This window comes from Pseudomonas lini (assembly GCF_964063345.1).
GTDB lineage: Bacteria > Pseudomonadota > Gammaproteobacteria > Pseudomonadales > Pseudomonadaceae > Aquipseudomonas > Aquipseudomonas lini_B.
Map to the genome: position 1 here is coordinate 4,770,848 of NZ_OZ061318.1, position 20,669 is coordinate 4,791,516.

A 20,669-nucleotide genomic window follows, 5' to 3' on the forward strand; every position below is an offset into this window, starting at 1 on the left:
CAGTCGTTAACCTGCCGTCAGTCGATATTCCAACAAGAGCCCTTGCACATGTCCGCGCAGCCCCCATCCGCCATCGAACTCGAGTTCGCCCGGCGCTACGATCAGGAACACGCTCGCGTCTGCCTTCAGTCGCGACCGCGTGGCCTGGCAGGGCGTTTGACGTTCTGGCGCGACGAGCAACTGGTGCGTAACGCGCTTCAGGTCGCAGGCGAACCGGGATTGATTCTTGATGTAGCCTGCGGTGCGGGGCGCTTCTGGTCGATACTGGCCGAGCATGCGAATCGGGTGATTCTTGCGACCGATCCGTCTCAGGACATGCTCGATCATGCCCGCACCCACCATCCGCAGCACTTGCTGGAACGGGTCAAGACCTTTCAGAGTTCAGCCTTCACTATCGGTTTGTCGGCGAACGCGGTTGATTGCATTTTTTGCATGCAACTGTTTCAACACATCACCAGTCCTGAGCATCGGTTGGCCATGCTGGGCGAGTTCCACCGGGTCAGTCGCGATACCGTGATTGTGGCGGTGCGGATTGATGGGCGTTTCAAGCTCCGCCGATCGGATGGGGGGCGCGCAGAGGTCCAGCCACAGGCGAGCAAGGCCGAGCTTGAGGCCGAGTTCAGGCAGGCGGGTTTCCACTTGCTCAGCCATCAGGACTTCCTGCCGGGGTGCGCGCGGATGCGGGTCTACGTGCTGCGTAAGGGCGGCTAGGGGATGTTCTCAATTAGTTTCCACACCGGGGAAACTAATTGAGAACGCCCCCTGGTCTCCTCCTGTCAGACTATTCTTGCAGTCCAGCAGGTATTTTCGCTAAAGCTCTTGTTCAGTGGATGCGCGGAAATCGCCGGGCGCGATATATACTGCGCGCCATTCTTCAAGGGAGAGCCGTGTGGCCATCGATATTCACTGGATTCGCGACAACGATAGCCTCGGTCAGTTTTGTGCCGAGTGGCAGCAGCTGCCATTCGTTGCCCTCGACACCGAATTCATGCGGGTCGACACCTTTTACCCGATCGCAGGCCTGCTGCAGATCGGCGATGGCGTACGCGCTTACCTGATTGACCCGCTGACCATCGACAATTGGCAGCCATTGGCGGCGTTGCTGGAAAACCCGGCCGTGGTCAAAGTCGTCCACGCGTGCAGCGAAGACCTCGAAGTCCTGTTGCGCCTGACCGGCAGTCTGCCGGCACCGCTGTTCGACACCCAATTGGCCGCCGCTTACCTGAACCTCGGTTTCTCCATGGGCTATTCGCGGCTGGTGCAGGAAGTGCTCGGCATCGACCTGCCCAAGGGCGAGACCCGTTCCGACTGGCTGCAACGTCCGCTGTCCGACACCCAGATCAGCTACGCCGCCGAAGATGCCTTGCACCTGGCGGAAGTTTTCGTACAGCTGCGTCCGAAGCTTTCTGACGAAAAATACGCCTGGGTTTTGGAAGACGGTGCCGAGCTGGTGGCCAATCTGCGTCGCGAGGTCGACCCGTATGAGGTCTATCGCGAAGCCAAACTGGCCTGGAAACTGTCCCGCGCCCAACTCGCCGTGTTGCGTGAACTTTGCGCCTGGCGTGAACGCGAAGCCCGTGCCCGTGATCTGCCGCGCAACCGCATCGTCCGTGAACATTCCCTGTGGCCGTTGGCTCGCACGCAACCGGACAACCTCGGCGCGCTGGCGAAAATCGAAGACATGCACCCGCGTACCGTGCGTCAGGACGGCGAATTTCTGCTTGATCTGATCAAGCGCTCTGGCAGTGTGTCGCCTGATCAATGGCCACCTGCGGTGCCGGAGCCGTTGCCGGTGGACGCCGCCGCGCTGGTCAAACAGCTGCGCGCCATAGGCCAGGCCGAAGCCGAACGCCTGAACATCGCGCCGGAGCTGATGCTGCGCAAGAAAACTCTGGAAGCCCTGCTAAAAAGCGGCTTCCCCAATGGTCCTTACCAATTGCCTGATTCGCTGCGTGGCTGGCGCCGCGAATTGATGGGCCAGGCGCTGCTCGACAGCCTGGCCACCGCCGGAGAACAGCCTTGAAACGTATTTGCTCCATCTACCAAAGCTCCAAGCGCAGCGGCATGTACCTTTATGTGCTCAAAAGCGATGCGCTTGAACGTGTGCCAGAAGCGCTGAAGCTGGCCTTCGGCAAGCCGAAACATTCCTTCGATCTGGTGCTGTCGCCCGAGCGCAAACTGGCCAGTGAAGACATCGTCGTCGTGCTGGAAAACCTCGAGAAGCAGGGCTACCACCTGCAAATGCCGCCGGCCGAAGATGAATATATCGAGCATCTGCCGGAAGAACTGCTGCGACGCAACGACCCGATGTAATCGGCAGACAGGCTCTGTTCAGAGCCTTTATGAAACACTGGAATGATTTTGGCGATGGCCAGGGCGATGGAGTGATACTCCGTCGGGGGCCGTCTGCACTGTTTTTGAAAGGTTTGAACCATGCGCGTTCTGATTGCTGAACACGACCACCCTGTGTATGCCCAACTGTTGCGTCAGGCAGCGCCTGATCTGGAAGTTCTGACCAGCGGCGACTCCGCCGAACTGGCCCGTCAGGCCGCCGAGTGCCAAGTCTGGCTCGGTCAGCCGGACCTGCTGGCGACCTTGCTGCGTCAGGGCCACGAACCACAATGGCTGCAATCGACCTGGGCCGGCATCACGCCGTTGCTGGCTGACGGCCTGCCTCGGCACTATCGCCTGACTCGGGCGGTAGGGATTTTCGGTCAGGTCATGGCCGAATACGTACTGACCTACATGCTCGGCCACGAGCGCGAAGTACTGCCGCGGCTGGTCAGCCAGGTCGAGCGCAAGTGGGACAACCGCCAGGGTCAAAGCCTGGCCGGACGCAAGGTGTTGATCGTCGGTACCGGTGACATCGGTCAGTCCGTGGCGCAGTTTCTGTTGCCGTTTGGCGTCGAGTTATACGGCATCGCCAGCGAAGCCCGTGAGCAGGCGCCCTTTGTCGAAATCGGCGCGCTGAGCGACTTGCCGCGCCTGGTCGGTGAAGTGGATTACGTGATCAATCTGCTGCCCAATACCCCCAATACTCACGACCTGTACGACGCCGCACTGTTCAAGCAGTTCAAGCCGACCGGGTTGTTCATCAACGTCGGGCGCGGTGTGGCGGTGGTCGATGCGGATCTGGTGGAAGCCTTGAAGGAAGGGCATCTGGCCGGGGCCGTGATCGACGTCTGTCGTCAGGAGCCGTTGCCGCAACGCCATCCGTTCTGGACCGCGTGGGGCCTGCTGCTGACTGGTCACAGCTCGGCACCGACTTCGCCACCGATGATGGTGAAGTTGTTCGTCGAAAACCTGCGGGCGTATCAGGCGGGTGAAGCGTTGCGTGGGGAAGTGGATTTCAATCGCGGCTATTGAATCCACCCCGATCAAAATGTGGGAGCAACTGTGGCGAGGGGGCTTGCTCCCGTTCGGCTGCGCAGCAGTCGTAAACCGGTAAACACGGTTTACAAATGCATCAAGGCAGTCGATTTTGGGGCCGCTTCGCAGCCCAACGGGGGCAAGCCCCCTCGCCACAGCTCGCTCCCACATGGGGTTTTATGTTGTTGGTTAGAGGGTGAAATCACCTTCAGCCGCCAACTCGCTCAGCGGACGACGCGGGCTCGGCTCTTCGCGAGCTTGCAGGTACTCGGCCAGCGTCGCCTTATCACCCAGCTTGCCGATCGCCACCGCCGCGTGCAGCGCATAACCCTCAGGAATATTCAGCTCTTTTCGGGTCAGGTCCTGATCGAAGCCGGCCATGCCGTGGGTGTGCCAGCCGCTGATGCTCGCTTGCAGCGCCAGGTGGCCCCAGGCCGAACCGGTGTCGAAGGTGTGCGACAGCGCCGGTGTTTCTTCGGTGGCGCCAGGTATCGCAAAGGTGGTTTTCGAGACCACGATCACCAGTGCCGAGGCGTGCTGAGCCCAGCTGCGGTTGAACTCATTCAACAGGCCCAGGTAACGTTCCCAGTTCGGCGTGTCGCGGCGCGCATAAAGAAACCGCCAAGGCTGCGAGTTGTACGCCGATGGTGCCCAGCGTGCGGCTTCGAAGAAGCTCAGCAGCGTCTCTTCGGCAATGGTTTCGCCGGTGAAGGCACGGGGCGACCAGCGATCGGTGAACTGAGGATGAATGGCGTAATCGGCAACGCGTGGGTTAGCACTCATCAAGAGATTCCTTTACGTTTGAAAGTGAGGGTCGTCTAAAAACCGGCGGGCGCAGTTGGGCTGAGCGATGGGGTTTTCCGAGCGCCTGGGCCATTCACCTGAATGCAACGCGGTTGAGCGTTAATGGCACTTGGGCAGGGCTCTTTGTGACTGGCAAAGCTACCGGGCGGCGCAAAAACTCACAAGTGCCGTGTACCGGCAGTCGCCAATGCTTGGCCCGCCGGTGCCTTGGCACTAGACTGGCGGCCTTTTCACCACCTGATGTTGATGCTTGAACCATGGCCGCCAAAGTCGAACCGTTCTGGATACGCAAAACCCTCGATCAACTCGATCAAGAGGAATGGGAATCGCTGTGCGATGGCTGTGGCCTGTGCTGCCTGCAAAAACTCGAGGACGAGGACGACAACTCCGTCTACTACACGCGCATCGCCTGCAAATTGCTGGACCTCAAAACCTGTCAGTGCACCGATTACCCCAACCGCCGCGACTTTGTGCCCGATTGCATCCAGCTCACGCCGGGCAAGGCTGATGAATTCAAATGGCTGCCGCCGACCTGCGGTTATCGCCTGGTCAGCGAAGGCAAGGATTTGCCGCTCTGGCATCACCTGGTGTGCGGTGATCGCGAGGCGGTGCATCACGAACGTATTTCCCAGTCCGGGCGCATGCTCGCCGAAGGCAGCGTGGCCGAAGACGATTGGGAAGACCATCTGATTTTTCGCGCGGGTTGATTCCCATTGCTTTGTGGCGAGGGAGCTTGCTCCCGCTTGAGTGCGTAGCACTCACAAAATCGGCAGTGATTACAAGAATTTGGGGCCGCTACGCAGCCCAGCGCGAGCAAGCTCGCTCGCCACACTAGGAGTGGGTATGGCTGTGGGAGTGCGGCGGGTGTTGGCCTTTGGGCTTTTGGCCCTGAGTTTGCCCGTGTGGGCGGCGCAGAAAGTCGATCTGGATTATCACGTGCGCCTGTTGCCGCAAAGTGATCAGGCCGAAGTGCGCTTGACTCTGGCCCAGGGCTCGGCGGTGCGCAGTCTGGATTTCGACTTGGGCGACGGCAGTCACTACAGTGATTTCAAGGCCGATGGCCAATGGCAACTCACCCCCGGCAAACAGGCCCGTGGTGTCTGGCGCCCGACCGCCGACAAGGCCAGCCTGACCTACCGCGTGAGCATCAGCCATGGGCGCAAGAGCGGCAGCTTCGACACCCGAATGACGCCGAACTGGGCGCTGATGCGCGGCGATGACCTGGTGCCCGCGGCCAAACTCGATCAGCAGGACGGCATCGAACTGGTTTCACGCCTTGAATTCGAATTGCCCACCGGTTGGAAAAGCGTCGAAACCGCCTGGCCGCGGATCGGCAAGAACAAGTTCCGGATCGATAACGTCTCGCGTCTGTTCGACCGCCCCACTGGCTGGATGCTCGCCGGCCATCTAGGCAGCCGTCGCACGCGGCTGGGGGAAACCGAAGTCACCGTCGCCTCGCCACAGGGGCAGGGCATGCGCCGCATGGACGTGCTGACGCTGCTGACCTTTGTCTGGCCGCAAGTGCAGGAAACTTTTCCGCGTCATCCCAGCAAGTTGCTGATTGTCGGCGCCAACGACCCGATGTGGCGCGGCAGCTCGGCCGCGCATGAATCGATCTATCTGAACACGCGTCTGCCGCTGGTCAGCGAAAGCGGCAGCAGTGCCTTGGTGCGTGAATTGGCTCAGGTGTTCGGGCGGATCAACGACAGCCAGCGCAGCGACTGGATCAGCGAAGGGTTTGCCGAGTATTACGCCATCGAACTGGTGCGCCGCGCAGGCGGCATGAGTGATGAGCGGTATGAAAGCCTACACAGCAAGTTGGTCAAGGACAGCCAGAAGGTCAGCACGTTGCGCGGTGAGCAGATCAACCCGGCGCAGGTGGCCAAAGCGGTAGTGTTGTTACAGGAACTGGATCGCGAGATTCGCCTGAAAACCCGCAACAAGCGCTCGCTGGATGATGTGCTGCGTGGGGCGATGCAGTTGGAAAGTGTGGATACCAAGGCATTCGTTCAGCTCGTGGAAAGCGTAATTGGCGAGTCTTCCAAGGTGCTTGATAGCGGGTTGCTTCAGTAGCACCGCCATCGCGGGCAAGCCCCTATGCCAGTCAGTTCAGAACCTGTGGGAGCGTGGTTTGCCCGCGATAACGACCTCTCTGACACATCAATGGTGAATGTGCTGTCGTCATCGCGGGCAAGCCCGCTCCCACAGTAACTGGCGGTGATCACAAATGTTGTGTAGGCCGCATAACCCTGTGGGAGCGGGCTTGCCCGCGAAGAGGCCCTGACCCCACCGAAATGTTCGGATCAGACGCCAGCCTTCGGCGAGTTCAACGAATCATTTCCCGTCACGGTCGCCGTGCTGGTCGCCGCTTCGGCATTGGCTTTCATGCGGCTCAGCTCATCCCCGGCGCGTTCGATTCTCGCGCGTGCGTTTTTCATGTCCTGACGGTTCTTTTCCAACAGCCTTTTCGCCGAGCAATGCCCGGTAATGCCACGGGCCAGGGCCATGCCGCCGATAGCCATTTCGATCAATCCGAACACGCCGCCGCGTCGCAGGCCCTTGCTCAGCATGACCACGCCACCCGCCAGGGAGCCAGCGCGTTCCCAACCATGAACGTTCTGTACGGAAGGGCTCTGGAACGGGGTGGTTTCGATACGTTCTACAGGATTGAACTCGCGCATGATCTGTCTCCAGGCAGGGAAGGGTTGCTTCAGCAATAGATACTTAGCTGACTGCCTGGGCGAGCGGCTTGTTCCATCGAATAGGCGGCAATTCAGCGGAATTTCGGACCGGAGCGGGTGTTGTTGCCCTTGGCCATGCGGTCATACAGCACAACGTTGACGGTGGCCGCCAGGTTCATGCAGCCGGTGGTCGGGATGTAGACCACGTCTTCGCACCAGTCGCGGATTTCTTTATCCAGCGAGCCGTCTTCGGGGCCGAAGATGTAGAGGGCGCGATCCGGGTGAGTGTATTCCGGCAGCGAGCGGGCGCCGTCGACCAGTTCCACGGCGACCGGCACACAGCCAAGAGGCAGGATTTTTTTCAGGTCGTCGATGCCGATCAGTGGAATGTCGCAGTGGACTTTCTTGGTGTCGGTGACGAAATCGGCAGCGCGTTCATAACGCTTGCCGGTGTAAAAAACCGACGCCACGCCATAACAGCCGGCGGCGCGCATTACCGAACCGACGTTCTCCGGTGATTTGGGGTTATACAAACCAATGCAGCTGTACCGTTTATCTGCCACGAGCGGGGTGCCTTCGGGGAAAAAACGGCGATTATACGGGGATTGGGGGAGGGGTGTTCAGTTTGGAGATTGGTGGTGCTCGGACAAATGCTATCGCGGGCAAGCCCGCTCCCACAGGGGCCGCGGTGTACACAACATCTGTGTTCCACCGCCAATCACTGTGGGAGCGGGCTTGCCCGCGATGGGGCCGGTTCAGGCGCTGAAAGTCTTCAGTCTTCTTTCTTCATCAACCCCGCCAACGCCGCAAACGGGTTGTGCGTCGCCTTGGCAATCTTCGGCGTACTCAGCGAACCTTCATCGAAATACTGCTGATCGGTATAACGCGAGTGTTCGTTGTCGTGGCAATACAGGCACAACAGCTCCCAGTTCGAGCCATCCTGAGGGTTGTTGTCGTGGTTGTGGTCGCGGTGATGCACGGTCAGTTCGCTCAGGCGTTTGCCGGAGAACTCACGGGCGCAGCGGCCGCACACGTGCGGGTACATCTTCAGGGCTTTGTCGCGGTAACCCATTTCCTTGTCGCGCTGGTTGTCGGCAAGGATGCGGTCCAGCTTCGATGTATTGGTTGGGGTGGACGAACTCATGGGTTCACCTTTGTAAAAAGACTAATGACGGTTATGACGTGAGTTTAGCTCAGCCCTTGAGCTTCTCGGCAATCCAGATGGTGTGGCGGGTGCCCTTGTTGCCGTGGGCGAACACTTGCACTTCCTCGGCCTTGAAACCGGCTTTTTTCAGCTTGTCGGAAAACTGCCGGTCAGCGCTGGCCGACCACACCGCCAGCACGCCTTTTGGCCGCAGGGCCTTGGCGCACGCGCTCAGGCCGCCGGCGGAGTAGAGCCAGCTGTTGGCTTTCTGGGTCAAACCTTCGGGGCCGTTGTCGACGTCGAGCATGATCGCATCGAAACCTTGTGGCTCGGCTTGCAGAACCTTGGCCACATCTTCCATGCGGATCACGGTGCGCGGGTCAAGCAGCGGGTTGCCGGCTTTCTCGCCCAACGGTCCGCGGTTCCACTCCACCACGCCAGGTACCAATTCGGCGACCACCACTTCGGCCGTTTTACCCAAATGCTTGAGCGCCGAGGCGAGGGTGAAGCCCATGCCCAGGCCACCGATCAACACGCGCGAATTCGGCCGGCCGGCGACCTTGCGGCAGGGGATTTCGGCCAGGGCATCTTCGGAGCCGTGCATGCGGGTGTTCATCAACTGCCCGCCGTCACCGCCCTGAATCTTGATGACGAAGTCCTCGCCGTATTCGAACAGGCACAGGGCACCGCCGTTTTCAGGGATGGGGGTGGTGTCGAGCAGAACGAAACGTTTCATGGGGCTCTCTTGAGGAGAAATTGATATACGGAGGAAGGCAAACACGCGCAGTTGGGAGTAGCCTGCAAAAAGACAACAAGGCCAACGGAGCCATTGATGAAGCGCACCATTCTAACGGTCATTGCCTTGGCCGCGCTCTCGATAACTGCAGTGCAGGCCCAGGAGCTGCAAACCATCCCCACCAGCCCCGTGCCGATGCCCGGTTCACCCGGCACCGCCACCCCGACGCCGTACCCGCAGATCACCCCGACCAGCGTGCCCAAGGCCGGTTCCGGCAGTGGCGGGCCACCGCTGTTGCCGCCGATCGAAATGCCCAACCCACCCAAAGACCAGACCTTGCCGGGCCTTGAGCCGAGTACAACGAAAATCAAAACGCCGGGCGGGTAAGGTGTCCTGTCTCACAAATACTGTTCTTTTTTGACGGCGTCTGTTGCCGCCGGGCTGCGTTGCTGCTCCTCGCCATAGCGGGCTATGACTCGTCGCGGCGCCTTGCCTGACGACAACAGCCACTCGTCAAAAGAAGAACGTATTTGTGAGGCAGGACACTAAATCTGCTGCGAGAGCAGTTGTCCATCGGCCATGCGCAAGCGTTTGGAAAGGGAAACGGCGAGGGCGCGGATGATTTTGGCGGCGATTTTCGGCGCGTCGTTGAGCATCTTTTCCAGGGAGTCCTTGCCCAGGTTGAGCAACTGGCAATTGCTCGCGGCCACGCAACTGGCTGAGCGTCTTTCGCCATCGAGCACGGCCATTTCGCCGAACGCCCGACCGCTGCGCAAGGTGGCCATGGTCACCCGCTGCCCGTCGCTGTTGGTCTTCTGCACCGCGACCTGGCCGGTATGGATGATGCACATGAAACTGCCGGCATCGCCCTCATGGAAAATCTCTTCACCTTCGGCGATGGTGCTGATGCTGAAGTAACCCGAAGCCGCCACGAAATCTGCCGGCAACAGTTGATCGAACAGGCCGCAGTCCATCAGCCAGTCGCGAATTTCTTTGTTCAATAAGGTCGGTTCTGACATGTCGTCACGGTCTTTTTTTTGTGTCTGTGTCTGTTCCGGGCCTTCCGTCACCCATCATTCCCTGTGGGAGCGGGCTTGCCCGCGATGACGATGTCACAGCCAATGTTGATATTGAATGTGATGGCCTCATCGCGGGCAAGCCCGCTCCCACAGGGGATGTGTTGTCTCGGGGCCCGGTGTCTGGTGTTAAGACCTGCACGCCGGGCCAAGTTCCTCAGGCGATGCCCAAAACCTTGAAAACAAATGCGTATTCGAGGGCTACGTCACGTAATCCCTGATAGCGACCGCTCATCCCGCCATGCCCGGCGCCCAGTTCAGTCTTGAGCAACAAGGCGTTGGTGTCAGTTTTGGTCGCGCGCAATTTCGCCACCCACTTGGCCGCTTCCCAGTACTGCACGCGACTGTCGTTGTAGCCGGCGATCACCAGCGTTGCCGGATAGGCTTGCGCAGTGACGTTTTCGTACGGGGCGTAGGCCTTGATCCGATCATAGACGTCCGGCTCTTGCGGGTTGCCCCACTCGTCGTATTCCGTGACGGTCAGCGGCAGTTCCGGGTCGAGCATGGTGTTGAGCACGTCGACGAACGGCACTTCGGCAATCGCCGCAGCGAACAGCTCCGGCCGCTGATTGAGTACCGCGCCGATCAGCAAACCACCGGCGCTGCCGCCGCTGATCGCCAGCTGCGATGGGGTGGTAAAGCCGTTGGCGATCAGGTGTTCGGCGCAGGCAATGAAGTCGCTGAAGGTGTTGTGCTTGTGCTCCTGCTTGCCGGCGCGGTACCAGGCTTCGCCCAGCTCACCGCCACCGCGTACATGAGCGATGGCAAACGCCATGCCGCGATCCAGCAGGCTCAGGCGCGCGTGGGAGAACCAAGGGTCGAGACTTTCGCCGTAGGCGCCGTAGCCGTACAGATAAAGCGGCGTCGGCTTGCCGAGGAATTCGCGTTTGACCACAAGGCTGATCGGCACTTGCGTGCCGTCCGGTGCCGTCGCCCAAAGACGCTGGCTGACATACGCATCGGCGTCGAACGGGCCGAGCACCGGGGTTTCCTTGAGGACTTGCTGCTCGCCGGTGGTCAGAATCAGTTGGCGGATCTGCGCCGGACGGTTCAAGGCTTCGTAGCGCAGACGGATCCGGTCGCTGACAAATTCCAGGCTGTTCTGCACGTGCAGGCTGTAGGCCGCGTCCGGCAATTGCACGCGATATGGCACCAAGTCCCGTGGGCGCACTTCGATGATCGGCAGGCCACCTTCGCGCAGGCTCAGGGTCATGGCCTCGGCGTTCAGGCTCATCCCTTCGAGCATCACCGTGTCGCTGTGGGGAATCAGGTTCTGCCAATCGGCTTCGGTCGGCGCGACACCAGTATCGGCGGCCTGGTACAGGGCAAAGTTGATGCCGTCGCGGTTGGTACGGATCAGCCACGTCCACTCGCCATCGAGTTTGCCGTGGTCGACATCGTACTCGTGCTCTTCGACCCTCGGCGCCAGGCAGGTAAAGGCCTGATGCGGCAGCGAGGCGTCGAGCACCCAGACTTCGCTGGTGGTCTTGCTGCCCAGCGACAACAGCAGTTGCCGTTCGGAGCTTGAGCGGTAGCAATGCAGGAAGAATCGGCCGTCTGGCTCGTGGAACACTTCTTCGGCCGCGGTGCCGTCCAGCCGATAGCGGAACAGTTTGTGCGGGCGATGGGTGTCGTCGAGTTCGCCGAAGAACAGCGTCAGGCTGTCGTTGGCCCAGGTCATGCTGCCGTCGCAATCCTGGAATTCCAGTTCGCTGACGCGGCCGCTGGATAATTCCTTCACGAACAGCGTGTAAATCTCTTCGCCGCTGGAGTCGATGCTGTAGGCCAGGCGCTGGTGGTCCGGGCTGATGCTGAACGCGCCCAGGGAAAAGAAGCCACCCTTGGCCAACACGTTCGGATCAAGCAGCAGTAGTTCCTGGCTTTCGTCGATCTGCAGGCTGCCATCGACCGGACGCGGGCAGCGGTAGTGGCGGGCGTATTCGTCGCCGGCAGTGGTGCGGGTGTAATACAGGTACGGGCCCCAGGGGGAGGGCAGCGACAGATCGGTTTCGAGAATCCGCCCCTTGATCTCTTCGAACAGGGTTTCGCGCAGCCCGGCCTGATCGGCGGTTTGTGCCTCTTGATAACGGTTTTCAGCTTTCAGGTAATCGAGCACCGCGTCGGTGTCGCGCTCCTGCAGCCAGGCATACGGGTCGGAACCTTCGGCCTTGTGGGCAATCGGAGCGCTGTTGACGTTGGCGGATAGGGGCATGAATGGCTCTCGAACAATGTACGGAATAGGGGCTCGCAACCTGTGGGAGCGGGCTTATGGTGAGGGGGCTTGTCTGTGGCGAGGGAGCTTGCTCCCGTTGAACTGCCGCAGCAGTTCCTTTTTTTTGGGGCCGCTTCGCAGCCCAACGGGAGCAAGCTCCCTCGCCACAAAAGCTCCCGAGCACAAAAGCCCCTCACCACACAAGCTCGCTCCCACAGGGTCTGTGTCTTGCCCGACTGGTATTGGGACAAGCCTGACGTGCGAAAAGTCGTTACTATAAGCGCCTCTTTGCCTGCCTTGCCATGGACACCATGACCGAGAACGACTATCTGATCGCTTGGGGCCTCTACGCCTTTGCCGCTTTAGGCTGCCTGTTGGTGTGGATGCGCATCACCCGCTGGATGTGGCGCTGGCTGCGTGAGCCGTTGCGGCTTCTGATGGCGGTGTTGCTGTTCAGCCCGACCATCATCGACCCAGTGAAGGAAAAGGTCGCCCCGGCCATCGCCATTACTGCCCTCGACTTGCTGTTCAAGGTCGGCAACAACGCCTGGCGCGCGGTTTCCGATCTATTCATGTACGGCATGATTGTCTTCGGCATTTACCTGGTTTTCGTGGCGATCCGTTTTCCCATCGAGCGCGCTTCCAACGCTCGCAAGGAACAGGCGGCTGCCGCCAAGGCAGCGGCGCGGGCCGACGAGCCTGACGACGATCAGCCTTTCGGCGGTGCCGGCGATGATCGTTACGGCCGGCCACCGGTGCCGAGTAACCCTCAGCGTTTGCGGGTCGAACCGCGTCTGTAACCTTGCCCCTGCCTTTTCATAGAGAATCCGAGCATGTGTGAGTTATTGGGCATGAGCGCCAATGTCCCGACCGATATCGTGTTCAGCTTCACCGGGTTGATGCAGCGCGGCGGCCGTACCGGGCCGCACCGTGACGGTTGGGGCATCGCTTTTTATGAAGGCCGTGGCCTGCGGCTGTTCCAGGACCCGGCGGCGAGCAGCGAGTCGGAAGTGGCGAACCTGGTGCAGCGCTATCCGATCAAAAGCGAAGTGGTGATCGGGCACATCCGCCAGGCCAATGTCGGCAAGGTCTGCCTGTCCAATACTCACCCGTTCGTGCGCGAGTTGTGGGGGCGCAACTGGTGTTTCGCCCACAACGGCCAGTTGGCCGATTTCAACCCGACCGCCAGTTTTTACCGCCCCGTTGGCGATACCGACAGCGAAGCGGCATTTTGCGATTTACTCAATCGGGTGCGTGCAGCGTTCCCCGAGCCGGTAGAGATCGAAGCACTGTTGCCGGACCTGGTGGCCGCCTGCGCCGAGTACCGCAGCAAAGGCGTGTTCAACTGCTTGCTCAGCGACGGTGACTGGCTGTTCTGCTACTGCTCGAGCAAACTGGCGCAGATCACCCGCCGTGCCCCGTTCGGCCCGGCGCGTTTGAAGGACGTCGATGTGATCGTCGACTTCCAGGCCGAAACCACACCCAACGACGTGGTCACGGTGATTGCCACCGAACCCTTGACCGAAAACGAAACCTGGACCCGCTACGAGCCGGGCCAATGGAGCCTCTGGCGACGCGGTGAATGCGTCAGTCAGGGCAAGACCGAATAAGGATTCCTTCCCCCATGTTGCTCAGTTATCTACGGCTGGTGTTGTTCGCGGCGGGCCTGTTGATCGGTGTCCAGGTGCCTGGGTTCATCAGTGACTATGCCAAGCGGGTCGAGGCGCATCTGATCGAGGCGCAGACCGGTTTGAGCGGTTTTCAGGGCACCGCCAATCAATTTTTCAAAGGTGATATGCAGGCGCTCGTGGCCCATTACCGTGCCAGCGAAGACCCGATCTTTCGCAGCGATGCCGACAGCCTGAGCACTTTGCTCACCCGTCAACTGGCCCTCGACAAGCAATTCCAGGCCATGCAGGGCCCGTGGTACATCCGCGTCCTGCAAGTGGCCCTGGCCGCCGATCCGGATATTCGCAAGGAAACCTGGAACGGCTACAGCTACCAGATCCTGCTGACGCCGGAAGCGATGATATGGGGCATGAGTGGCGCGTTGCTGCTGTCGTTCGGCATTGAATGCCTGTTCCGACTGATCGACTGGGTGGTGCTGGGCGGCAAGCGTTTGCGCCAGAGCCGGCCGATCGAAGACCGGGATGTGCGCGGCCTGTAACACTGTAGGAGCCAGGCTTGCCGGCGAAGGCGCTCTTAAGAACGCCTTCGCCGGCAAGTCGGATCGCTGCACCGCCGCTCCTACAGCAAGCAGGTTCCTGTTTTTACCAATCCACCGAGTAGCTCATGCTCAGCGTGCGGCCTTCAGCATTGGCGTACGGGGCTCTGGCGTTGGCCTGGGTGAACAGGTTCTGGTACGTGTGATCAGTCAGGTTGTACACGCCGCCTTCAAGACGACCGACCGGCAGTTGCACGGAGCCGAGCAAGTCCACCAGCGTATAGCCTTCGATCTCGCGTCCGTTGTCGTCCTTGGCGGCGGCGTCGTAACTGGACAAATGCATGCCTTGCAAGCGCAGGGTGTAGTCGTCTTCGGTGTAGCCGACGAACAGTGTGGTCTTGGCCGGTGAGATGCGCGTAGCCGGCAGATCGATCCATTTGCCGTTCTGCTCGGTTTCGCCTTTGGCCCAGGCATAAGTGCCACCCACCGACCAGCGATCGGTCGCGCGGTAGGTCAGGCTGTTTTCGATACCGCGAACTCGCTCTTTCTGGTTGATCAGGCGCAATACGCGATCATTGGCATCGTAGAACTGGGTCACGTCCGAGGTGTTTTCGTACACGGTGACGTCGGCCTGCCACTGGTCCCAGTTACCGCGCCAGCCCAGCTCGTAACTATCAACTTTGATGGCCTGGGCGTTGAGACTCTGAATGTCGAAAGTGCTGCTGACATCACGCATGAAGCGCTGGATATCAGGTAGCGAAAACCCCTGGCTGTAATTGGCGAAGACGTCCTGGTTTTCACTCAGGTGGTAGACCGCCCCCAGGTTGTACAGCGTGGCATCGTATTTGAGGGTGTCACCGGGCAGCGTTGCGCGTACGCCGGTCTGGACGATCTGACCATAAGCGATGCTGTCGGAGACGTCGCTTTCGATCCATTCACGGCGCACACCGCCACGCAAGGTCCAGTCACCGATGTCCCAGGACATCTGCCCGAACAGCGATTTGGTGGTGGTTTCGATGTCCGGGCCCAGCTCGTAGGTGGTGCCGGTCTTGGTGTAATTCAGGCCATTGAGCCTGTATTGATCACCTCGTTGGCGAGAGCGCTCATTATCATAGTCGGCGCCCCAGACCAGATTGCCCGTGGCACTCCCGATCGCCGGCAGCGGCGTGTCGATGGCCGCGCGCAGGCCGTAGACATCCTGAATACTGTTGTTGTCGGAAATCCCGGCCCGGCCTCGCGACAGGTCTGGAAAGAACAACGCATCGGCGCGGCGCCAGTAGCTTTCCAGTTGCAGGCCCTGACCGTAGAAGTCCTTGTCGGTGTAGTTGAGGTTGACCGCCTGGTTATGGGTGTAGGGCTGGTCGTCGAGTTTCAGCCCTTTGACCGCCACGGCTTCCTGCCGGTTTGTCGGGTCTTTTGTGTAGCCAGTATCCTGCTGATCCTTGTAGTCCTGCAGCGACAGGCTGAGTTTTTTGTCGGCATCCAGCTCGTAACCGAAACGACCTTGCAGGTCATAGGTTTCGGTGTCCATGTTGCTGCCTTGGGAAGTGTCTTGAGGGATGCGGTCGCCGTTGCCATCGAACTGATCGTTACGCTGGGTCAGGTCGGCGGAGACGTACCAGTCAAGGGCATCCTTGCGCCCCGTCGCACTCTGGAAGGCTTCGTAGGCGAAGCCTTTGCGGTTGAGGTTGTTGCCGCTGGTCAGGCCCAGTTTGCTGCTGTAGGCAATGTCCTGGCCCTGATTGCGCTTGGTGATGATGTTGATGATGCCGCCTGAAGCACCGGCACCGTAGATGCTGCTGGCGCCGGAGATCACTTCGATGCGTTCGATGCTGGCCGGGGCGATGCTGTTGAGCTGGCGGAAGTTGTCGCGCGTGGCGTTCTGCGATACGCCATCGATCAACACCAGCATGTTGCGCCCGCGCAGGGTCTGACCGAAGTTGCTCATTCCGCCGCTGGACGGCGCAAGACCGGGGACCAATTGCCCGAGGATGTCGGAGACGCGGCGACCCGCGCCGCTCTGCTCACGGACCTGCTGTTCGTCGATCACCTGGACCGAGCCCGGAATCGAAGCAATGCTCGCTTCGCTACGAGTCGCGGAGACGACGGTGGCTTGCATGTTCAAGGTGCCGGGCTGCTGCTCGGTATCCTCTGCCCAGGTCTGGGCGCTGAAGGTACCGAGCAGCGGGATCAGCAGGGAGAGCTTGGTTCGGATCATGACGTGGTCTTTTTTAGTTGTGATAAGTGTGGGGCGATAAGGTCAGGCGCGGCGTTGAACGAGCGCACCCAGCGGATCCCGATGGCGGCGATGGCGTAGGTCAGCGCCACCAGCCAGAAACTGTGAGCCAGGCCAACCACGCCCATGCCTATCCCGCCAAGGACGACACCGAGCAGAGCGCCAGCCTTTGCCGCGCTGTTGCCCAGGCCGAGCGCGAACCCTTGCTGGGTGATGGAAATGGTGTTGGCGATCAATGCATAGGCGACGGGCAGCAGGGCGCCTTGCCAGATGCCCCAGACGAGTCGACTGACGAGAAACCCCAGCCATTCGTTGGCCAATGCCGTGGCCGCCAGCGTCAGGGCACACAGCCAGGCCACGCCTTCAATGACGCGCAAGGTGTAGGCGGGCTGCCAGCGGTCGAACAGACGTCCCCACAGCGGTGCGGAAATAGCCAGGGTCGCGGCGCTCGCCGCGTAGGTGGCGCCGATCAGCCAGCCTGGGGCATGCAGAATGTTCGCGACGTACAGGGCGTAGAACGACTGCGGCATCATCTTCGCGGCCTGAATCAACACGATCACCAACAGGATTCCACCGAGCCAGCCTTTGGGCAGGGCAACCGGTTCAACCGCTTTTTTCTTCGAGGTCCGGGCCTTGTCGGCCGGCAGGAAAAAACTCCCCAGAGCACACAGCAGGCAAATCGCCGTTGCGCCATAGCAGAGCAGGGCAAATCCCGAGACGTCCATCAGCCAGCCACCCAACACCGGGCCGATCAATGAGCCGACGGCGGTTGCCGATTGCAGGCGGGCCAGGGTGTGACCCCGTCTGGAACTGTCGCAGCAGGCCAAGGCGTAGGCTTGCGCGGCAGCGAGAAAACCGGCCAATGCACCTTGCATCACGCGAATACCTACCAGCAGCCACGGGTCGAGGGTGATGGCCGCCAACCCTTGGCACAGCGCGAGTGCCAGCAACGCCCGAACAATCATCGGTTTGTGTCCGGTGCGATCCCCCAGCCGGCCCCACATAGGGGTCAGGAGCATGGCCGCCAGCATCGGACCGGCATAGACCAGCGCCGATAACAGCGCGGTGTAGCCTGCGCCCGCTGGCCCGAGCAGATGCTGGATCTGCAAGGGCCAGAACGGGCCGCTCATTTCCATTGCGCCCATGGAGACAAACTGGATGACGATCAGCAGTCGCAAGGCGCGACCGTCAGCGAGCATGGGTGTTGGGTCGCAGCGGGTTACTCAGGCGTCCGACGATGTCGGCATGGCTGTCGAGCAAGCGCATGCGCATGAATGATTTGGCAGGCCAATCCTGTTCCAGCAAGGCCTTGCGCTCGCTTTCCCAACGTGCCGGATCGACGCGCTCGCGCAAGGTCTCGAAGCACTGCGCAACGTGCGATGCCAATCGCTCCCAAAGGGTACTGTCCGGCACATTCCAGTGGCGGGCACAGAGCAAAGTCAGCTCACCGAGGTGGCACATGAAGGTGGTGTGCAGAAGCTTGTCGCGGACAAAGCCGGAGTCGTCATACAGGGTCATTTTCGGATCGTGCAACTGGATATCCAGGCCCTTGGCGTGCAGGGTTTTGCGATCGATACGAACATCGCCGAAATCGCGCAACAGCAGCCGATTCAATTGCCCGTCAGCGCCCATCACCATGAAACTGTTTTGCTGATGCGCTTCGAACGCCACGCCATACATCAGGTAAATGCCCAGCAGACTCGGTACGGCAATCGACAGGTAATCATCGAAGAACGTCAACATGGCCTCGCTGTCGTCACTGCCCTGAGCCAGTTTTACCCAATCACGCAGTAGCGGTTGTTCGAATTCGTTGACGGCGAACAGGCTGCCGACCGGCACCGCCAACTCGCCTTCTTGCAGTAGGGTAAGCGGGTTGTCGCGATACAGCACGGCAGCATGCCGGGAGCGCTCGTCATCGGCCGGCAGTGGGGCGTAGTGCACGCCGATGCGCTCTGGAACGATGTTCAGCAAACGCTGAATCTGCGGCTCCTGATCGAGAATATCCAATACCAGTTGGCTGATGCGCGGACCCATTCGGGCCGAGCGCGGCGACACGGTGCGCTGCACGCTGGTCAGGCGCAAAGCCACCGGCAGTTTGACCATCGGCGCCACGCGACTGGCCTGCGGTAGAACCGTGCGGAACGACATGGTCGGGTGGCCGGTAAAAGCCACGATGTCAGTGACGATCAGCAGGTTGTCGGCGATCTCGTTGGCGAACGAATGTGGCAGTTCTTCATGGGCTTGCCATGGGTGCGACGGTAGCGGGAGGTAGTCCCTTGCATCCAGACCCAATTGCTGCAAATGGCGTTGCAATTGCTCGGCAGCCTGTGGGAAGTGACCTTGCCACCAGTCCCAGTAATCGGCGGTGCCAGCCAGCGCTTCGACGTGTGCGTACTGGCGGTGCAGAGCGCACAGGACAATCGGAAAACTCGCTTCGAATTCTGGCGAGAAAGCGATGACCTGAGCGGCGCTCAAACCCAGTTTGGTCTTGTAGTTGGGGTGCCACGGATGGCCGAGCGTGCCCCACTGTTCGAGCAATGACGTAGGGTTCTGGTGGCTAGGGTCGGCTTTGAGCCAAGCGAGCAGATTGTCGTCGTACTCGGTATCGATCTGCTCTCTCAGGCGCTCGGTCCATCCATGGTGAAACGCCAGGCACAGGGTGTCGTTGCTGAAGCTGTCATCCAGCTCCCGGGCCAGACGTTCCAGTACTTGCGGGGAGGCTGGCGGGTTGAGCTGAGTGCTGAGGTGTGCGAGCAGTTCGCTGGGCAACTGGATTTTGTGGGGCAGTCTGTCGGGGGTGTGCAAAACGATGCTGCCGCGTACCTCCCAGCTGTTCATTCTGCCGCCGGACAAGTGCTCGAAGCAAAGATGCGCGCCATCGCCAAGTGGCAGCCAGCAGCGGCTGGAGTCGTCGTATTCGCAGGCGTCGGGGTTGATCAGATCTTCACGAAACAGCGCCTGGATCAGGCGTTGGAAACAGCGTTGGGCGGCGGGCTCCAGTGCATTGCTCAAATGATCGAGTGTGATGCGGTGGGACTGGAAAGCCTGAGTGCCAAGCGCTTCGCTCCAGTGAGCGAGCAATTGTTGCTGTTTTTGCGTGTGACCGCGCATCAGGTCCGACTCCTTCTGGACAGTTGATTAACTGAAAGCGCGCAAAGAATACCTCCTTGAAAAAATAATGCAAATGATAGTGGTTCAGATTTAGACTTTGAGAAGTATCCTTCAGATGCTGGCCTGTGGTTTGCTCAAGACGATGTACTGCTCGCCCACTTTTTGCGCATAGCGCTCCACGACGTGCTGACACAACGCCACGATTTCTTCGACCCATTCCACGCCAACCCGCCACGACACCACCACCTGCAAGTTCGGAGGTCGCTGATCGATGGCCAGCAAGGTCAATTCCCCCCGTGCCAATTCTTCGGCTACCAGCACTGGCGGCAACGCGCCAATGCCAAATCCGTCCCGTAACAATCGGGTAATCGCCGACACTGAATTCACACAGTTCAATCGTGGCGCCATAACCCCATTGGCCTGCATCAGGCTCAAGATGTCCTGATGAGGATGGGAGTTTTTCGAATAGGTAATGATCCGCTCCCGCGCCAGGTCGGCGACACCTGAATACTCGCGGTTGTAGATGGAATTGCTGGCGACGATCCAGCCCATCGGATGACTGGCCAGCTCCAGGCTCCGTACGCTTTCCTGGCGTAGCAGGTCGGTTTGCAGGATCAGATCGAGAAAGCCTTTTTGCAGCTGATCGCAGAGGTTGAGTGCGGTATCGGCCACCAGCTCGATTTCCACCAGCGGGTAATGATCCATCATCTGCGCCACCAACGGGCTGAGCCAGGTGTGGATCACGGTGTCCATCACGCCGATCCGGATTCGTCCGACCTTACTCGAACGTGTCTCGATCGACTGCTTGAGCGCCTGCATCGTGTCCATCATCTGCTCGGCGTATTCGAGCACTTTCAGGCCTTCAGGCGTCAGGCTCACGCCGCGAGAATCGCGCAAGAACAGCTTCACCCCGAGCTCGCCTTCGAGCACGGCGATACGGCTGGAAATCGACGCCTGGGTGGTGAAGAGCTTGTCTGCCGTCAGGCGGAAACTCTTGAGTCGAGCGACCCAGACAAAGGTCTCGAGAAACTTCAGGTTCATGGGATCAACTTTTTCTTATGCCTTGGCCGGGTTTTTATTAGTTGGACGCAGCAGGGCCAAGCGTCCAAAAATCGACGCATCCGGTTCCCACGATA

Annotated in this window: 21 protein-coding genes; 10 read left to right on the top strand and 11 right to left on the bottom strand. The window is 60.2% G+C overall.

What is annotated here, in order from left to right; translation table 11 throughout:
- The first annotated feature begins 48 nt into the window (after positions 1-48).
- The 4 genes from AB3226_RS21575 (at position 49) to AB3226_RS21590 (ending at position 3,366) form a co-directional block, all read left to right on the top strand.
- Positions 49-711, top strand: coding sequence for a class I SAM-dependent methyltransferase (locus tag AB3226_RS21575; RefSeq protein ID WP_367374538.1), 663 nt, complete (start codon positions 49-51; stop codon positions 709-711).
- Between the two features lie 178 nt (positions 712-889).
- Positions 890-2,023 carry a ribonuclease D gene (gene rnd, locus AB3226_RS21580; RefSeq protein ID WP_367374539.1) on the top strand — a complete coding sequence of 378 codons (1,134 nt, stop codon included), beginning with the start codon at positions 890-892 and terminating at the stop codon, positions 2,021-2,023.
- Entirely contained in the window at positions 2,020-2,313 is a 294-nt protein-coding gene (locus AB3226_RS21585; RefSeq protein WP_253551560.1) for a YcgL domain-containing protein, read from the top strand. Before rnd ends, AB3226_RS21585 begins: the two co-directional genes overlap by 4 nt.
- Positions 2,314-2,433: 120 nt before the next feature.
- The gene (locus AB3226_RS21590; RefSeq protein WP_367374540.1) at positions 2,434-3,366 is read left to right on the top strand and encodes a D-2-hydroxyacid dehydrogenase; all 933 of its coding nucleotides are present in this window, start codon (positions 2,434-2,436) and stop codon (positions 3,364-3,366) included.
- Between the two features lie 192 nt (positions 3,367-3,558).
- On the opposite strand, the gene AB3226_RS21595 is transcribed toward AB3226_RS21590, so the two are convergent.
- Entirely contained in the window at positions 3,559-4,152 is a 594-nt protein-coding gene (locus AB3226_RS21595; protein WP_367374541.1) for a nitroreductase family protein, read from the bottom strand.
- Positions 4,153-4,430: 278 nt separating this feature from the next.
- Here AB3226_RS21595 and AB3226_RS21600 point away from each other — a divergent pair, with 278 nt between their 5' ends.
- A complete protein-coding gene (locus tag AB3226_RS21600) occupies positions 4,431-4,880 on the top strand; it encodes a YcgN family cysteine cluster protein (RefSeq protein WP_038979355.1) in 450 nt (149 codons plus the stop codon).
- 136 nt (positions 4,881-5,016) lie between these two features.
- Entirely contained in the window at positions 5,017-6,246 is a 1,230-nt protein-coding gene (locus tag AB3226_RS21605) for a hypothetical protein (RefSeq protein ID WP_367374542.1), read from the top strand.
- Positions 6,247-6,476: 230 nt separating this feature from the next.
- Here the strand turns inward: AB3226_RS21605 and AB3226_RS21610 are convergent, their stop codons facing one another.
- From AB3226_RS21610 to AB3226_RS21625, 4 genes are all read right to left on the bottom strand, one after another.
- On the bottom strand, positions 6,477-6,854 hold the full coding sequence (locus AB3226_RS21610; RefSeq protein WP_367374543.1) for a DUF2892 domain-containing protein: 378 nt from the start codon (positions 6,852-6,854) through the stop codon (positions 6,477-6,479).
- A 92-nt stretch (positions 6,855-6,946) separates the two neighbouring features.
- Positions 6,947-7,417 (bottom strand): RNA methyltransferase, encoded by a 471-nt coding sequence (locus AB3226_RS21615; protein WP_123721923.1) that lies wholly within the window; start codon positions 7,415-7,417, stop codon positions 6,947-6,949.
- A gap of 209 nt (positions 7,418-7,626) precedes the next feature.
- The gene (locus tag AB3226_RS21620; protein WP_007898702.1) at positions 7,627-7,998 is read right to left on the bottom strand and encodes a YajD family HNH nuclease; all 372 of its coding nucleotides are present in this window, start codon (positions 7,996-7,998) and stop codon (positions 7,627-7,629) included.
- Positions 7,999-8,047: 49 nt separating this feature from the next.
- Positions 8,048-8,734: a spermidine synthase gene (locus AB3226_RS21625; protein ID WP_007898703.1), complete on the bottom strand. Its 687-nt coding sequence runs from the start codon at positions 8,732-8,734 to the stop codon at positions 8,048-8,050.
- Positions 8,735-8,830: 96 nt separating this feature from the next.
- On the opposite strand from AB3226_RS21625, the gene AB3226_RS21630 reads away from it, so the two are divergent.
- Positions 8,831-9,121, top strand: coding sequence for a hypothetical protein (locus tag AB3226_RS21630; protein ID WP_095920352.1), 291 nt, complete (start codon positions 8,831-8,833; stop codon positions 9,119-9,121).
- A gap of 158 nt (positions 9,122-9,279) precedes the next feature.
- On the opposite strand, the gene AB3226_RS21635 is transcribed toward AB3226_RS21630, so the two are convergent.
- On the bottom strand, positions 9,280-9,753 hold the full coding sequence (locus AB3226_RS21635) for a cyclic nucleotide-binding domain-containing protein (RefSeq protein WP_095051527.1): 474 nt from the start codon (positions 9,751-9,753) through the stop codon (positions 9,280-9,282).
- A gap of 214 nt (positions 9,754-9,967) precedes the next feature.
- Complete coding sequence (locus AB3226_RS21640) at positions 9,968-12,022, bottom strand: S9 family peptidase (RefSeq protein ID WP_367374544.1); 2,055 nt, start codon at positions 12,020-12,022, stop codon at positions 9,968-9,970.
- A 302-nt stretch (positions 12,023-12,324) separates the two neighbouring features.
- Here AB3226_RS21640 and AB3226_RS21645 point away from each other — a divergent pair, with 302 nt between their 5' ends.
- From AB3226_RS21645 to AB3226_RS21655, 3 genes are read left to right on the top strand one after another with little or no spacing between them, the layout of a single operon-like run.
- Positions 12,325-12,822, top strand: coding sequence for an MFS transporter (locus AB3226_RS21645; RefSeq protein ID WP_367374545.1), 498 nt, complete (start codon positions 12,325-12,327; stop codon positions 12,820-12,822).
- 33 nt (positions 12,823-12,855) lie between these two features.
- On the top strand, positions 12,856-13,632 hold the full coding sequence (locus tag AB3226_RS21650) for a class II glutamine amidotransferase (RefSeq protein WP_007898710.1): 777 nt from the start codon (positions 12,856-12,858) through the stop codon (positions 13,630-13,632).
- A 14-nt stretch (positions 13,633-13,646) separates the two neighbouring features.
- Complete coding sequence (locus AB3226_RS21655; protein ID WP_008067554.1) at positions 13,647-14,189, top strand: DUF2937 family protein; 543 nt, start codon at positions 13,647-13,649, stop codon at positions 14,187-14,189.
- 103 nt (positions 14,190-14,292) lie between these two features.
- Here AB3226_RS21655 and AB3226_RS21660 read toward each other — a convergent pair whose 3' ends face one another.
- The 4 genes from AB3226_RS21660 to AB3226_RS21675 all read right to left on the bottom strand — a co-directional run bounded on the left by AB3226_RS21660 (position 14,293) and on the right by AB3226_RS21675 (position 20,574).
- On the bottom strand, positions 14,293-16,404 hold the full coding sequence (locus tag AB3226_RS21660; RefSeq protein WP_367374546.1) for a TonB-dependent receptor: 2,112 nt from the start codon (positions 16,402-16,404) through the stop codon (positions 14,293-14,295).
- Positions 16,401-17,621: an MFS transporter gene (locus AB3226_RS21665; protein ID WP_367374547.1), complete on the bottom strand. Its 1,221-nt coding sequence runs from the start codon at positions 17,619-17,621 to the stop codon at positions 16,401-16,403. Before AB3226_RS21665 ends, AB3226_RS21660 begins: the two co-directional genes overlap by 4 nt.
- On the bottom strand, positions 17,611-19,533 hold the full coding sequence (locus tag AB3226_RS21670; protein WP_367374548.1) for an IucA/IucC family siderophore biosynthesis protein: 1,923 nt from the start codon (positions 19,531-19,533) through the stop codon (positions 17,611-17,613). Before AB3226_RS21670 ends, AB3226_RS21665 begins: the two co-directional genes overlap by 11 nt.
- 111 nt (positions 19,534-19,644) lie before the next feature.
- Positions 19,645-20,574, bottom strand: coding sequence for a LysR family transcriptional regulator (locus AB3226_RS21675; RefSeq protein ID WP_367374549.1), 930 nt, complete (start codon positions 20,572-20,574; stop codon positions 19,645-19,647).
- Between the last annotated feature and the right edge of the window lie 95 nt (positions 20,575-20,669).